11 protein-coding genes, 1 tRNA gene and 1 pseudogene are annotated in these 14,035 nt (G+C 62.6%); 4 read left to right on the plus strand and 9 right to left on the minus strand.

Features of this window, described 5'->3' with window-relative positions:
* Positions 1–14: 14 nt before the first annotated feature.
* Together MU553_RS23965 and MU553_RS16975 are read right to left on the minus strand one after the other, a co-directional pair.
* A pseudogene (locus tag MU553_RS23965) lies at positions 15–281 on the minus strand (GIY-YIG domain-containing protein); the annotation flags it as partial.
* Positions 245–1,501, minus strand: coding sequence for a hypothetical protein (locus MU553_RS16975; RefSeq protein WP_247379670.1), 1,257 nt, complete (start codon positions 1,499–1,501; stop codon positions 245–247). The gene MU553_RS16975 and the pseudogene MU553_RS23965, both read right to left, overlap by 37 nt.
* A gap of 201 nt (positions 1,502–1,702) precedes the next feature.
* On the opposite strand from MU553_RS16975, the gene MU553_RS16980 reads away from it, so the two are divergent.
* Positions 1,703–2,587: a DUF6997 domain-containing protein gene (locus MU553_RS16980; RefSeq protein ID WP_247379672.1), complete on the plus strand. Its 885-nt coding sequence runs from the start codon at positions 1,703–1,705 to the stop codon at positions 2,585–2,587.
* Positions 2,588–2,975: 388 nt separating this feature from the next.
* On the opposite strand, the gene MU553_RS16985 is transcribed toward MU553_RS16980, so the two are convergent.
* From MU553_RS16985 to MU553_RS16995, 3 genes are all read right to left on the minus strand, one after another.
* Positions 2,976–3,048, minus strand: a tRNA-Gln gene (locus MU553_RS16985).
* Between the two features lie 222 nt (positions 3,049–3,270).
* A complete protein-coding gene (locus MU553_RS16990) occupies positions 3,271–4,185 on the minus strand; it encodes a homing endonuclease associated repeat-containing protein (RefSeq protein ID WP_247379674.1) in 915 nt (304 codons plus the stop codon).
* A 231-nt stretch (positions 4,186–4,416) separates the two neighbouring features.
* On the minus strand, positions 4,417–5,439 hold the full coding sequence (locus MU553_RS16995; RefSeq protein ID WP_247379676.1) for a restriction endonuclease: 1,023 nt from the start codon (positions 5,437–5,439) through the stop codon (positions 4,417–4,419).
* A gap of 700 nt (positions 5,440–6,139) precedes the next feature.
* On the opposite strand from MU553_RS16995, the gene MU553_RS17000 reads away from it, so the two are divergent.
* The gene (locus MU553_RS17000; RefSeq protein ID WP_247379678.1) at positions 6,140–6,643 is read left to right on the plus strand and encodes a hypothetical protein; all 504 of its coding nucleotides are present in this window, start codon (positions 6,140–6,142) and stop codon (positions 6,641–6,643) included.
* Between the two features lie 164 nt (positions 6,644–6,807).
* On the opposite strand, the gene MU553_RS17005 is transcribed toward MU553_RS17000, so the two are convergent.
* From MU553_RS17005 to MU553_RS17015, 3 genes are all read right to left on the minus strand, one after another.
* Positions 6,808–7,764, minus strand: a complete 957-nt coding sequence (locus MU553_RS17005; RefSeq protein ID WP_247379680.1) for a DUF1214 domain-containing protein — start codon at positions 7,762–7,764, stop codon at positions 6,808–6,810.
* Between the two features lie 148 nt (positions 7,765–7,912).
* Positions 7,913–9,013: a glycolaldehyde reductase gene (locus MU553_RS17010; RefSeq protein WP_247379682.1), complete on the minus strand. Its 1,101-nt coding sequence runs from the start codon at positions 9,011–9,013 to the stop codon at positions 7,913–7,915.
* A gap of 492 nt (positions 9,014–9,505) precedes the next feature.
* Positions 9,506–10,339 (minus strand): hypothetical protein, encoded by an 834-nt coding sequence (locus tag MU553_RS17015; protein ID WP_247379684.1) that lies wholly within the window; start codon positions 10,337–10,339, stop codon positions 9,506–9,508.
* A 416-nt stretch (positions 10,340–10,755) separates the two neighbouring features.
* Here MU553_RS17015 and MU553_RS17020 point away from each other — a divergent pair, with 416 nt between their 5' ends.
* Both MU553_RS17020 and MU553_RS17025 read left to right on the plus strand, forming a co-directional pair.
* Positions 10,756–11,052, plus strand: coding sequence for a PadR family transcriptional regulator (locus MU553_RS17020; RefSeq protein ID WP_247379686.1), 297 nt, complete (start codon positions 10,756–10,758; stop codon positions 11,050–11,052).
* Between the two features lie 156 nt (positions 11,053–11,208).
* Positions 11,209–12,021 (plus strand): DUF2250 domain-containing protein, encoded by an 813-nt coding sequence (locus tag MU553_RS17025; protein WP_247379688.1) that lies wholly within the window; start codon positions 11,209–11,211, stop codon positions 12,019–12,021.
* Between the two features lie 150 nt (positions 12,022–12,171).
* Here MU553_RS17025 and MU553_RS17030 read toward each other — a convergent pair whose 3' ends face one another.
* Positions 12,172–13,794 carry a PAS domain S-box protein gene (locus MU553_RS17030; protein WP_247379690.1) on the minus strand — a complete coding sequence of 541 codons (1,623 nt, stop codon included), beginning with the start codon at positions 13,792–13,794 and terminating at the stop codon, positions 12,172–12,174.
* Positions 13,795–14,035: the final 241 nt, after the last annotated feature.

The following is a 14,035-nucleotide window of genomic DNA, read 5'->3' on the forward strand; positions in this document are numbered from 1 at the left end:
ACGGAGGTAGCGGTTCGGTGACTGACCAGCGCCAGCGCGTTCCGCTCGACGTAGGCCCGCTTGCTCTCCGTCCCCGGTTCGTCGTCGATGGTCACCCAGCAGGAAGGTGAGGTCACGGATGTCCTCGCTGACCCGGCGTTCGAGGTCGAGTTCCGCCATGCGTCGGTCCCGATCCCCAGTCGAGCCGACGCCCCACTCCAGAGACTCGTCCTGAAGATTGTCGAAGTCACCCTCAGACCCGTGTTTAGCGGAATCTGTCGAGCGGTTCTCTGAGAGCCCACTCGTCCCGTGTCGGGTCGAGATTCGACGGTTCGACGCCGCTTTCGGTCAGGATCCCAGCGTGATAGAGCATCGTCTTCAACTGGAACACTGTCGGTGAGTGATACACGTCGCCGTTCTCGAGCTGGTCCCGCTGTAGGTCGCCGTCCGCATCGAGGACGCGTTGCCGCACGTCGTCGGTCCCCCGGATGAACAGTTCGACGGTGAAAGTGGGGCTCTGGTCATGGAGATACTCGACGAGTTCGACGATGGATGGCTCCGGGATGCCGTCGTCGTGCATCGTCTGCAGTTCCTCGACGAGCAGTTTCGTCCCCGGATACTCGTAGACGACGCGGCGAGCCACCTGTCCCCACGTCGGAGCGAGGTCACAGAACCGTGTCCGCGAGCGTTTCCAGTCCGCGAAGCCGTCGAGTGCCGCATCGACCGAGCCGTACTCGCGAAGGGCGAACCTGACGACCTCCCTGCCGAGCGGGCGCAGCTGCACGCCGTCGGGTTCGACTGCGATGAGATCGAGGAATTCCGCCCCCGTCCGCGCCCCGTCGACCGCCTTCACTACCCTCTCCGCGAGGACGTCTTCGGTCCGCGCCTCGTGATATACGGCCAGAGGATAGGCGAGATAGTTCTTCGGGTGGTTGAGACTGAAGTTCGTGTCCGCGACGCCCTGCGCGCTCGCCTGGAAGCGAATCGCCGACACCTCGCTGGACGTTCGATTCCCGACGACCCGCGGTTCGAGTGCTGCCGTGACGGCCCCATCGCCGTCGACGGCCAGGATACCGACGTTCAGTTCGCGAGCCAGGGTTCGTGCTGATTGCGACAGCGAATCCTGGGGTGCCGCGAGGAATGCGACGTTCGCCTCGCCGAGGCGGTCGTACGCCTGGACGATCCCGCGTTCGACGTCCGGCCGTTGGGTGCCGGTGTAGCCTTTCGCCTCGATGGCGATCAGTGGTGGCTCCTCCCCGACGCGGTCGACAGCCAGGAGGTCGTTGTCCACCGGGCGGACGCCGACCAGGTCCGGGTAGCCCGAACCGAGCTGGACGTGGTTGAACGGCGCCAGGCGGTCGCGGACCTCGTCGTCGATCCGCTGGTCGTCGATCCAGCGCTCCTGGGCGAACTGCGTGTCGACGACCGCATACGTGTTCTCCGTATCCTCGTCCGGGAAGAGCCGCCGCTTCGTGTGCGCGAGGACGTGCGGTTCCGTCAACTCGGGGGCCGCACTGGCCATGCGCTGGGTATCTCAGAGTGGTAACTTGAAGATACAGGCCACATCGATACCTCCGGTCGAGGGCTGGGAGTTACCTGGTCTGGCCGATCATATGGTCGGTGACGTCCCATTCCGACTGTCGATCCATACGAGAGATTGCTTCTCTGTCCCACTGAAATTATACTGGAAATTTTATCTGTTGTTCGTATGTGATGTCACGGAATGGGTGACAGTCACTGGACGGCTGCCCTCCAGCAGCTTGACGGTGAGTCTGCTGGGTTGTATGGGCCGGAGTCGTTTCTGGACTACCTGCGGGACAGTGGTGAAGACCCGGGCGACTATCGTACTGCCGCGGAGATTTCGATCGATACCCGGCGCGACCTGGCGACCGCCCTCGCCGAGCACGATACCATGATCCTTCGCTTGGGGCGTGCATCGGAAGGCCGGGGCACGCAGTTCGCCCTGGTCAGGGTTCCGGGCCAACTGGACGACTTCTTCATCGACGAAGCCGGGTTCGACACCGACCAGCGTACGCACCTCGACTTTTCGCCCGGTGGGGCTGACGCCGACGCGATCAGTCAACAGGCTCGAGACATGCTCGAGGTGTATCGAATGCTCCCAAAGTTCTCCGAGTCCTCGCTCGTCAATTTCGCCCTGTCGACAGGGCTGCTCAGTCGGGCGCTCGATCTCGACGTCGAGCAGATCGGGGCCGCCCCCACGACGATCGCCTCCACCTTCGACTTCGAATTCGAGCCGCATCGTGCGCTCCCGACAGTCCTCCACCACAACGGCGGCCAGGTGGAGATCGACGCCATCGTGATGACGCGCCAGGACGGGGAGCGTGTCCTAGTCGTGCTGGAAGCCAAGACCGGGCGAGAGCGAGCGCTCGCCAAGCACAAGCTCTGTTATCCGTATCTGGCGGTCGAACAGGAGCTGTCACCGACAGTTGCCGAAATCATTCCCGTGTATCTCCGCGCGCAAGCGACGGACCGCGGGTTGCTGTACGACATCTACGAATGTACTGGCCCAGGGGAGGGCGAGGAACAGCCCTGTCTCAGTGCAATGGAGGTGGTTGCAGACAGTCACTACTTGCTCGAACTGGACTGACGCTTTTGGACTTCTCTTCTGTGCCACCGTGACGCCGTCTGATCCGGTCGGGGCTACGAGACCGTTTCTCAGTTCTGCCAGTTCCGGAGTGGTTCGAGTGGAAACGGTCGTGGCTGCCGGCCGAAGGCCGGGAGCGGAGGGTGGGGTGGTGGGTCGTGGGCTGGCTGGTTCGCATACTTGGGAGAGAGGGATTTCGCCTTGAGAGACTGGCAACGTTGAGAGAATCTCCCAGGTTCTGCAAGACGACCCGCTGAGTAGTCGATCAGTACAGAAATGACAGCGTGATTTTCGGACATAACTCCCAGTTTTCCATCATTGAAATGTGTGCCTTCGGATAAGAATTAAACCGGCATACAAAGCTCTAAGGAGCGTAATTTCGGTAGTAAAGTAGTCTCGGGAGGATTCGAACCTCCGTCGTTGCCCCCAGAAGGCAACAGGATTGGCCGCTACCCCACGAGACTTTGACATGTTTCGCCGGTCACCGTCATCCGGTTCCCAACGAGACAGTCAATGGTTAGCCGCAGTGGTTAATATGTATTGCGGAGTCCGCGGGCTAACAGCACTGTTACCGAGCCCCATAGTCCGAGAATGGCACAACGATTGCTACCTGAAGAGAAGTGGGCCTCGCACTGGGACAGGGTTACAGAGATTTCTCAGATCGGAATACGGCCCTTATCACGAATCTACTCCTCAGACGGGCTCTCGCCCGGTACGACCTCGTAGTGTTCCTTTCGGTGGCAGTTCGCACAGAGCACAACACACTTTTCAACCTCTGCCAGAACCTCTGCGATCGGATAGCTGTCCGAAATCATCTGCCCAACGCCTAGCCGTTTCTCACCATTGTGATGGAACTGGAGGCAGATCGCCGCATCCTCGTTACAGCAGTGACAGCCACGCGCTCGCTTGTAAGCGTGCGTCCACGCCCGGATTCGTTCCTCTTTGGTCAAAGGGATTTCAGCAGTTGCGAGCTGGGTTGCGACCTCCTCGGTGGCTCTGGTTTCCAGTGACGCACGGGGATCTGCGACGTGTTCGATACTGTCCATGTAGTCGGACGCAGTATGGTGTGATTTCCAGTGGCAGTTCGCACAGATCAGCTCGCATTTCTCCACCTCAGCTCGAATATCCGCCTTCGAGTAGCCACGCGGAACCATCTTGTTGACGTCCGCCTCCTTGTCTTCGCCGTCGAGGTGATGAAAATCGAGGCAAGCTGGATCCGACTCGTTGCATTCGGAACACCCATCACTCGAACTCTTGAGCGTGTGAAGCCACTGTCGGAGCTCTGTTCGCCGCTGGAGCGTCCGCTCCGCGTTCTCGTCTTTGTGTCTGTAGTGCCAGCGTTGATCCTGGGAGAGTTCGGCCCACTCCATCCCATCGGGTAACTCGACGTCGTCGGGCTTGTCCTGGACACGTTTCCCTCTGGAAAAGTTCGTTTCCAGTCCGGCCTGCTCTTTCGCGTCGTTCCACCCATCACAATGCCTGAGGATCGTCGATGCTGACGGCGTGATATCGAGATTTTCGTATTCGGCTTTGGTCGGGGACTCGCCGAGGATCTGTGCAGCTTCTCGAAGTGCCTCAATACAATCTTCTTCCGTAATCATAGCAATCAGTGTTGGACGCGTCTTCGGATTTGAAGTCGCGCCCGCACCCCTCAGGGGCACATAAAATTCACATAAGAGAGTATGAGATTCACCCTGCTATCGTGATAATTTACGTTATCTACGTCTGTCCGATCAGTATCCTGCAGTGCTTCGATGCAGTCTTGTTCGGTCGCCACCGCCCATTCCTGGCGACAGAAAGATCACCAGCGGCGAATGGCGGACAACAGCGGTCTACGCCGGCGAATACACGTAGTACTTCTCGTGACCGGATCGTTCCATCGAAACGTCCGGTAACTCGGTCAGCCACGACCGAACCGTACTCCCACGCCGATCAACACTCGCACCCGAAAGCGTCGTCTCCTCGCGTAGGAACGAATCGATCGCATCCATCGAGAGTTTACCTTCGGCCCGAAGCTGTTCGTAGACCAGTTCGACGACCTCGACGGAACGGATCGCCGCACACCGAAGCTCACGCTCCCGCGGCGAACCCAGTTCGGCGTCGAGATACTCGGCGCCGGCAGCCGTCACCCCCCAGCGCTGGACGTCCCGCGAGCCGACGGGAGGCTCTTTCCGCGCCCAGCCCAGCGCCGTCGCCGAATTGGCGTTGATGTAGGTGTGGCGGTCACTCAACTCTCCCGCGTAAAGCGTGCCCTGATTGACCCAGGAGCGGAGACTGGCCGCCGTCCCATCGGTTTCACGCATCGCCGCCAGCACGGCACGCATCCGCTCGAAGTTCGGCGACAATGGAACCTCACTCGCCGGGATGGCCTCGTCACTCCGTTCGAGCGTCTGCCAGAAGCCGTCGTGGAGCTCGAACTCGTCCCCGTGATCAGTCGACACGACACCCAACTCGCGATCAACCATGGCCGCCGAGAGGTCGCGACCCGACACCAGCTTCACAGGGAGCCGCTCGGCCGTCTCCACCGCGGGGCCGGTGAACGAACTCGTGGTGATGAACGTCCCGATCTGATAGTCGCTGTCGAGCAGGGCTCCGGCGAAGCGGTGGACGCGATCACTGCCGACCGTGTTGTCGGTCGCGTTCCGTTTGGCCTGCACGCCGAAGTCGGCCGCCACCCAGTCGTGATCGAGCCGTCCCTCGATATCGATGCCGCCGTCGTGTGACTGGGGCGTTACCGACAGCGAGGCAAAGGACAGTGACTCACCGAGGACGACCTTACAGAGGACCTCGAACTCCGTGGGGGACAGTGAGTACGCCCGGTCGAGCACCTGGTCCTGAGCGACCGCACGTTGCATACTACCTACTATCGCGGTGACCTGATAAGTCGATTACCCATCGGGAGACAACACAGGATCAGTAACGTCGATCCCGCGGCCGCCGCCCACGTAACCGGCCTGGCGTCTCCCCGGGCGGCTTCGGTGCCCGCCCAGTATCCCGAACGCTCGACTCCCAGTGACGCACTTCGTATCCGGCCTGCGTCTCGGAGATGGAACCCTCGTAGTCACGATACACCACACGACCAGACTCCTCTATTCTGGAGAACGAGAATTTGTAGTCCGCGCTGTGATCGGCGGGATCGGACTCGATCGACCGGTCCTGATACGAATACGATTTCGCGTCCAGTTCGTTAGCGCGACAGAAGCCGTTGATGAACGCCTCGAGCGCCGCATCGGGGGTCTGGCCACTGTAGCGTTGCTGTGTCATCTGTTCAACCCTCCACGAGACCGGCTGGGCCGGTCTTCACTGATAGGTGTTTGCTCGCCATCACCCATTTTGGCGACAGAAACCTCACCGGCGACGAGTGGAAACCACCGGCTATGGCGCTCGAAGTCGGCTCCTAGCGCTCGGTAGCAGGGCCAGACAACGAACTTCGTACTCCTCGACGCCCGGGGGGTCGAGACAGCGAAGATACTTATCGAAGGCGTATCACACCCTGCGTAGACGGACGATGCCCTCCACGCACGCAGTGTCTGCAGTTCCTGATCGAGGTCACCAATGAACCGACGCACCGCACTCAAAAGCCTGGCAGCAGTTGGGAGTGTTCCGCTCGCGGGGTGTGCAGCCATCCGTGGGGCCGGTCAGTCGGGAACAGTCCTCGGCAAGATTACAGTCGTCAATTCGTCTCTCGTCCCGAACCGGATTCGCCTCCTGGTGGTCCGTGATGAGACCGACCTGCTCGATCGGACGCTCTCGCTACCCGCGATCGACGCTGCAAACGGCACGCCTGGGACGGTTATTGCGCCGTCGTGGCCCGAGACGCAGGGAGAGTATACCATTCACGCCCATCACATCGAGGAGTCCGGCGAGCGAGAGTCCACCTCCTGGGAGTACACGTTCACACAGGACGACTACGACAGGTACTACGGGGACAGTCACGAGGATCCGGGCTGTCTCGGAGCCGTCGTCACGGTCGGCAGTCTCAACGAGAGTGCGAACCCCGCAATCGGGATCAGTCCCACGTACATGGAGACTCCCTGTGGCACACCGGAGTCCCGATAGGTCGGATGCACGGAGGGTGAGCGGCTGATTCATCTTCTCCTGGCAGACCCCAATCCACTGAAATATGGTCATCCAAACTCCCGATGAGACGGGTCACGCCACCCACGACGAACGAGCAGGAATCGGCCGCCAGCGACCACGAACTGGTCAGCCGCGTGCTCGCGTCACTCGACCGGACGAGATTCAGGGAACTGGTAGCCCCCGTCGAGGATCTCCTCGTGCGGCTGGTAGAGTCGGACCAGATAGGTCCACTCCGGGGGCGTGTAGAGGAAGTTCGGTTGATCGGGGTCACCGCCGAAGTGGATCGTGACACCGCCGTCGTCGTTGCGCGCCGCGGTCACGTTGTTCACCGAGTACGCGTCGTACTCGTTCGCCGCGAGATACCAGTCGCTGTCGTAGACGGTGACCGACCAGAACCCGTCGACGGGGACCTCGTCGACGGTGAGGGTATGTGGCGTCTCGCCGTCGTTCTGGTCGGGAACCCGCGAGAGGTAGAGCGCTTCGGATTCCGGAAACCCGAACGTCGTCACGCTCTGGAGCAAGAACTTCACGGGGTGAACCTCGTCGACGTCCCCACAGGCGCCCCGAAAGTCGTCCATCGTTTTGCTGATCGTGACGATCGCGTCGTGGAGGTCGTCGCGGGAGTGGGTGTCCCAGTCGGGAAGCGCCAACGTACCAGCCGAGTCCTGGCTCACTGTGAGGTCGTCCTGTAATCGCTGGGCGGTCGCTACGTCGTCCGGATCGTCGGGGTCGACGAACGTGCGGACTGCGACACAGACGTACCGGGTCCCGATGTCGTCCTGTGTCAACGTGTACTCGCCGGGACCATATTCGAAGAGCTTGACGTACTGATCCTCGTTGAGGACGATCATCGACTGGTAGCGGTCACCGGAGTCCGGCATGGTGATAGTGACCGGGTCGGTCAGGTCGAAGACGGCGAGCGAGTAGAGCGTGTCACGGTTCATCATGGCTTCGACCTGCTTGTCGAGGGGAGTGAGCGTTCGGTAGTGATAGAACTCGCCGAACCCGCCCCAGTCAGCGAAGCGCTCCATCTCGGCGTGCAACTGTGCGCGCGGGAAGGTCTCCCACGTAACCGGGGTCGGCCCGTCGTCTGTGCTCATGACTCCCGTCTTCGGCCTCGTGGCACTTTGTTAATTTCTCGAACCCCATACCGAATAGATATCGCTCGCTTACTTGGAGACTGGAAAGGTTGGGTTGCAACCGCAGTGAGAACCACGGTGAATCGCGCGACCGCGTGAGGGGGTGCGCTCAGCGGCTCTCGCGAACGCGCTGGGAGAGTTCGTCGGCGGTCTCGAGCGCATCACGGACCATCGGCGGGGTGACTGCGAACGGCTGGTTGTGGATCGTCTCGTCGTCGGCACAGGCCGCCTCGGCGACGACGTCGAGGTCCTCGTCGGCTGGGGCGTCGAGCCCGATGTCCGAGAGCGTGACCGGGAGCCCGATCTCCAGCGAGAAATCGACGTAGTCCTCGATGAAGGCGTCGTCGCGGCCTTCGAGGACGAGCTGTGTGATCGTCCCGATGTTGACCTTCTCGCCGTGGGTCGCGTCGTGGGTCGCCTCCAGTTGGGTGAGCCCGTTGTGGATCGAGTGGGCTGCCGCCAGGCCGCCGCTCTCGAAGCCGAGACCGCTGAGGAGCGTGTTCGCCTCCGTCACGGCCTCGACGCTCTCGGTGACGGCGTCGCGCTCGACCGCGTCGACGGCGGCGACGCCGTGGTCGCGCAGCGTCTCGTAACAGAGGTGCGCTAGTTCGTGGCCGGCTCTGGTGGGCGTCCCGCCGACGACGTTCTCCCCGTCCGAGCGCGCGGTCGCGTCGGCCTCGAACCACGTCGCGAGGCCGTCGGCGGTCCCCGACCGGAAAAAGCGGGTGGGCGCGTCCGCAACGACGTCGGTGTCCACCAGCACGAGATCCGGGTGATCGTCGTAGAACCAGTACTCCTGGAACTCGCCGGCCTCGCTGTAGATGACCGAGAGCGCGCTCGTCGGCGCGTCGGTCGAAGCGACCGTCGGCATCGACACCATCGCACACCCGAGGTGCTGCCGAACGGCTTTCGCGGTGTCGAGCGCCTTCCCGCCGCCCGCTCCGATGAGTATGTCTGCCCCTCGCTCCTCGGCGAGCTCGGTGATGCGGTCGACCTCGGCTTCCGAGGCCTCACCGTTGAATTCGACTGCGGTCGCAGTGAGGCCCGCAGCCTCCAGACTCGCCAGGACGCCGTCCTCGAGGATGCCGAGGACGACGTCGTCGGCGAGCAACAGCGCCTCGTCGCCGAGTGACTGCGCGTGCGTACCGATCTCGTCGGCGACGCCACGTCCCTGGACGTACGACGCCGGCGATTTGAATATCCGTGCCATCGTGTATCAGCGAGTGTAGGCTCGGCGCGCCGATAGTGCTTGTGCTCGCACGACCAGTATGACACGCCAATAGTGCTCTATCCGTCTATTGAGGGTGGTTTCCCACGGAAGAAATCGGCACGTATGAGCATCCCCCACCGCGTGAACACCGCCCAGACACCCGCTCGAACGCGCTGAGGAGGGGTACTGGTTGTAGTTGGAGGGGGAACGAGGGGGTTCGTGGCGAGGGTCTCGGCCAGCCAGCGCACGAGCGCGGTCACCGTCAAAGGAGCAAAACACCGACGCTCGTGAACTACACCACGAAGCCGACCGGTCAAATCCCAGAGCGAGGGTGAAACGGGCCGCAGGACCGGAGTCGCGAGGGCCTTCGCAGTCACTGACATCGCCCCTCGCTCGACCGTCTCCACTGAACCCATCGCCGGCTGTGTCACGAGTCAGTCCCGACAGCATCGTGTCGCCGGGAAGGAAGACGAACCAGTACTGAGGGAGCACTCACCGGACCGGGCTCGCTCCCGAGCCCCCTTCCTGCTCACGCGCCGAGAGACGCTCTTCGAGGTCGGCCACGAACTCCATCGTCGCCAGGTTGAGCGCCACACCCACCGGGGCGACGCCGATCGTGCCGAGCACGATTCCAAGTGGTCCAAGGTTCACCACCACGACCGTCACGACCGCCGACACGGCCAAAACGAGGGCAGCGAACCGCAGTGCGAACCCGAGATACGGCCCGCCCGCCGTCGCGAGCGCGTACGATCGCTTCGCCGCTGGCACGAGCCCGGTTTCGTGGAGGACCAGCAGATACGGCGTCGCGAAGAAGAGGTACGAGCCGACGATGATCGCGGGGAAGAGGACGACGAACAGCGGCCCGGCAGCACGCAGCCCGCCCTGCATTGCGAGCAAAACGAGGGGCCCGACGAGGACGAGTGGGACGAGTTCGTAGAGGAGAAACTCCCAGAAGTACGTGCGCGCGTTCGCGGCGAAGTCGAACGCGTCTGTCGCGAGCACGTCTCGGAGACTGCCGAAGTAGCCCGCCAGCAGTCCGGCCTTCACCGCGATCCCCAGCGGGACGAAGAGCAGGGCCGCAGGCGTCGAGACCGGGAGGCCGGTCGACACCGTGACGCCGGTGTTCGGGACGCTGGTGAACTGCCAGACGTCGACGACCCCCACCGGCAACCCGAGTTTGAAGCCGACGTGCTGGCCGTCGAACTGGAGGACCTGCTCGATCTTCCGGGTGTTCAGCAGCGCCGTCACGAAGGGCACGAGCGCCAACGCGAGGTGACGCGACGCACGCTCCCAGCCAGCGACGAGCCGCTCCGTGAATGCCGACATCACGACCACCCCCGGACCGAGTGCGTCGGCGTGGACGACGACGGCGCGGGACAGTGCCCGTAGGTGGGCCGGAGAGGACGATACCAGAGACTGTAGCGAGTACCGACGGGGAGGGGGACCATACGGCATCGTCCCCAGCCACGGCTGATAATTGCATCGGAGGGATGACAACTGCACAGATGTGTCCCAGGAACTGCACGACGGAGACCTGCAGCCGACGAAGACGAGACGACTCCGCCATCAGTGGTTCTCGGCGTCGCGTGTACTCGGAGGCTGACTGACCGCCGCGCTGCCGAACAGTCGACTGACTACCCCGTGCAGTCCGTGTGACCCGACTACCAGGCACCCACCCCGGCAGTAGTTATAATTCTGTCACAACAGAAGATATATTATAGCGAATACTCATTAAAACGAGTATGCACGACTTGACAGGATTCCAACGAGACCTGCTGTACGTCATCGCCGGAACGGACGAGCCACACGGCCTGGAGATCAAGGACGAACTCGAAGAGTACTACGAGACGGAGATCCACCACGGGCGGCTGTATCCGAATCTGGATACGCTCGTCGAGAAGGGACTCGTCGAGAAAGGGGAACACGACCGGCGGACGAACTGGTATCGCCTGACCAGGCGGGGGAAGCGTGAACTCACGGCCCGCGCCGAGTGGGAACGGCAGTACGTCGACGCGGTGCCAGAGGCAAAAACGGCGTGAACACTGCGGCGAGCGGGTCGACTCGCCCGTCCTACTCCGTTGCGAGAGGGTGAGGGTAGCGGACGCGATGGGTTCAAACGGCCACCGCCGCTAGCCCGACGCAGGATGGTGTCCGAGGCCGAAATCGAACGCTTGCGCCGGGAGGCCGATACCATCATGACTCGGATCCAGGCGGTCGACGAGGCCCTCGAACGGGCCCGGCACGAAGCCGGCGACCACTGGGACGACGGCGAACTCGAACTCACGCTGGAGACGCCCCAGGGCGACTCGCTCGACGTCCAGCTCGATCTCGACGCGGACGCGGCGACCAACGCCCAGTCCCGCTACGAACGCGCCAAGGAACTCGAAGCAGCACTCGAACAGAAACAGGCTGTGGTCGGCCAACTCGCACCGCTGCCCGCCGACCCAGTGGCGTACCTGCTCCTCTATCACCTCGATACCGTCGAAGGCAACTACCCGCGGTCGATGGCCGGCCACCTCGACGCCGAGCGGAAACACGTCGAATCCCTCTGCGAGGAGATGGTGCAGTCGGGGCTGCTCGAACGGGTCGAGTCGGGGACCGTCAAGCAGCGCCGCGTGAAAGCCAAGAAGGCTGACGAAGTCCGCCAGCACCACACCTATTACCGGCTGTCCCGCGAGGGCGATCACCTGCTCCGGTTCCTGGACGACGATGAAGGGCAACTGAACGTGCTCCGACATCTGCCGGACGGCCGGACGCTCGCACAGCGACTGGCACGCGGCGGCCCCGACTACCCGCGGATGACCGCCGAGGAACTCGACATGGAGTTCGAGTACGTCCGCCACCTGTACCGGGCGCTCCGGCGCGTCGGTCTCGTCACCGTCTACGAGGGCAGTACGATCAAGGGGAGCGAGCGAAAGCTCAAACCCAAAGACGAGACCCATCGCAAACACACCTATTATGTCACCACGGCGTCGGCCGAGCAGTTGCTCCGGGAGTTCGAGGACTGAGCAGAGATTCCTGGGAAAGCAACAGTACGAGAGCCGTAGCATCTAAATTCCCTCGAAGGACGCACCAGCTCGGAACGTTTTTAACCAACGGTGAAACGACCAGGCGTGGCGTTGGTTAAGAGAGGGAGAACAGCGGTTCCGCGACCAGCGTCAACCGTCTCGGCGCCGATCGCTGTCTGCAGGGAACTCGAGCACGACGACGCTCCCGCGTGGATCGTTGGCCTCGAAGCTGAGTCGGCCGTTCGAGAGCTGGACGACCCAGTAGACGAACCAGAGACCGATCCCCGAGCCGTGATACAGCGAATCGATGTCGCCCTGTCCGGAGAGAATCTGCCGTTCCTGCTCGGGAATGCCGGGGCCGTTGTCCGCGATGCGAACCGTGACCGAGTCGGACGCGACAGAGACGGAGACCGTCACGACGGGGGCACGGTCACAGTGTTCGATCGCGTTCTGGAGCAGTTCCGCGATCGCCTCGTCGAGTTCGTCGATGGCGACGGCCGTCGCCTCCGCAGGTGCCTCGACGTCGATCGTCGCCGCTGGCCAGGTCTGTCGAGCGGCTGCGACCTGGTCTTCGAGGACCGTCGTCACGTCCATCGCCCGCGGGCGTTGGTTCTCCGCGATGAGGCGGACGATCTTCCGTTCCGTGTCCGCTTTCGAGAGAAGCGACCGGACCGTCTCGCGGACGACGGACGCGTCGGCTGCGGCGTCGGTGTCGGCCGCCGCTTCGATCTGTTCCACGTGGCCCAGAATGACGTTCATGTCGTTGCGGAGGTTGTGACGGAGCACGCGGTCCAGGACCAGCAGGTGACGTTCCCGGTTTTTGCGCTCCGTGGTGTCGATCTGGATGGCGACGAACTCGTCGATGCTGCCGTCCGCGTCGACGATCGGCGTGATCGTCTGATTGGCGTAGTACCGCTCGCCGGATTTGCGCTCGTTGACGATCTCTTCCCGCCAGGTCTCTCCGTCGAGAATCGTCGCCCACAGGTCCTCGTAGTACGACGCGTCGTGTTCGCCCGAGGAGAGTATCCGCGGCGTCTCGCCGAGCGCCTCGGCTTCCGCGTAGCCGGTGATCTCCTCGAAGGCGGGGTTGACGTACTGGATCTCCTCGTCGCGGTCGGTGATGTAGATGGCCGCGCCGGCGGCTTCGACGGCCTGCCGGAACCGTCTGAGCGTCTGTTCGCGCTCTCGCCGATCGGTCACGTCGCGCCTGATAAACAGGACGCGGTCGTCGGCTCCGACCGTTCTGATGCGGGCGGTCCGCCCCTCGTACCAGCGGGGTTCGTCGCCGTCGTGCAGTGCGTACTCGATCCGTTCGGTGGCACCCGTCTCGACCGTCGTCTCGATCGCGTCGCGGATCGCGTCAGCCACCACGTCGGGGCGCACGTCCGCGACACGCTCCCCCGCGAGGTCCGCAGACATCTCGGACGGGCCACTCGCGAACACGTCTCGACAGCGGCCGTCGGCGTCGAAGACCACCAGATCGTCCGGGGACGCCGCCACGGTCGCTTCGAGGTACGTCTGGTTCCGTCGGAGTTCCCGGTTCGCCTCCCTGAGCCTGTCCTTGATCGCTGCCTCGCGACGGGTGTACTGCAAGAGGTAGTAGACGACCACGACCCCCAGGACGCTCACGACGAGCCCCGGGAGTTCAGCGAACCGCGGCACGAGATCGAACAGCGTGAGCAACTGCCGAGTCGCCATGAGCGAAAGCAGCAGCGTCAAAAACCCGAAGCGGAAGTCACGGACGCGATAGAGGAGATAGAGAGAGAAAGCCACGCCACACAGCCGCAGACAGATCGAAACAGCCAGTGTGACGCTTAACGGTTCGAGCATTCGTCGGTCGAGACAGAACGTAAGCAAATCGAGACGAATAATCTGTTGGTATCGCTGCCATAATCGAACTTTCCATCAGTTTAAAATACATGTGTGTAGTTCTATGGTTCTCGGACACAGAGATCCAACCGACGTGCGCTTCCAGTTAGACATACAGACAGTCACGGACGGAAACACGTAGTAT

It is taken from the genome of Halorientalis brevis (assembly GCF_023077655.1).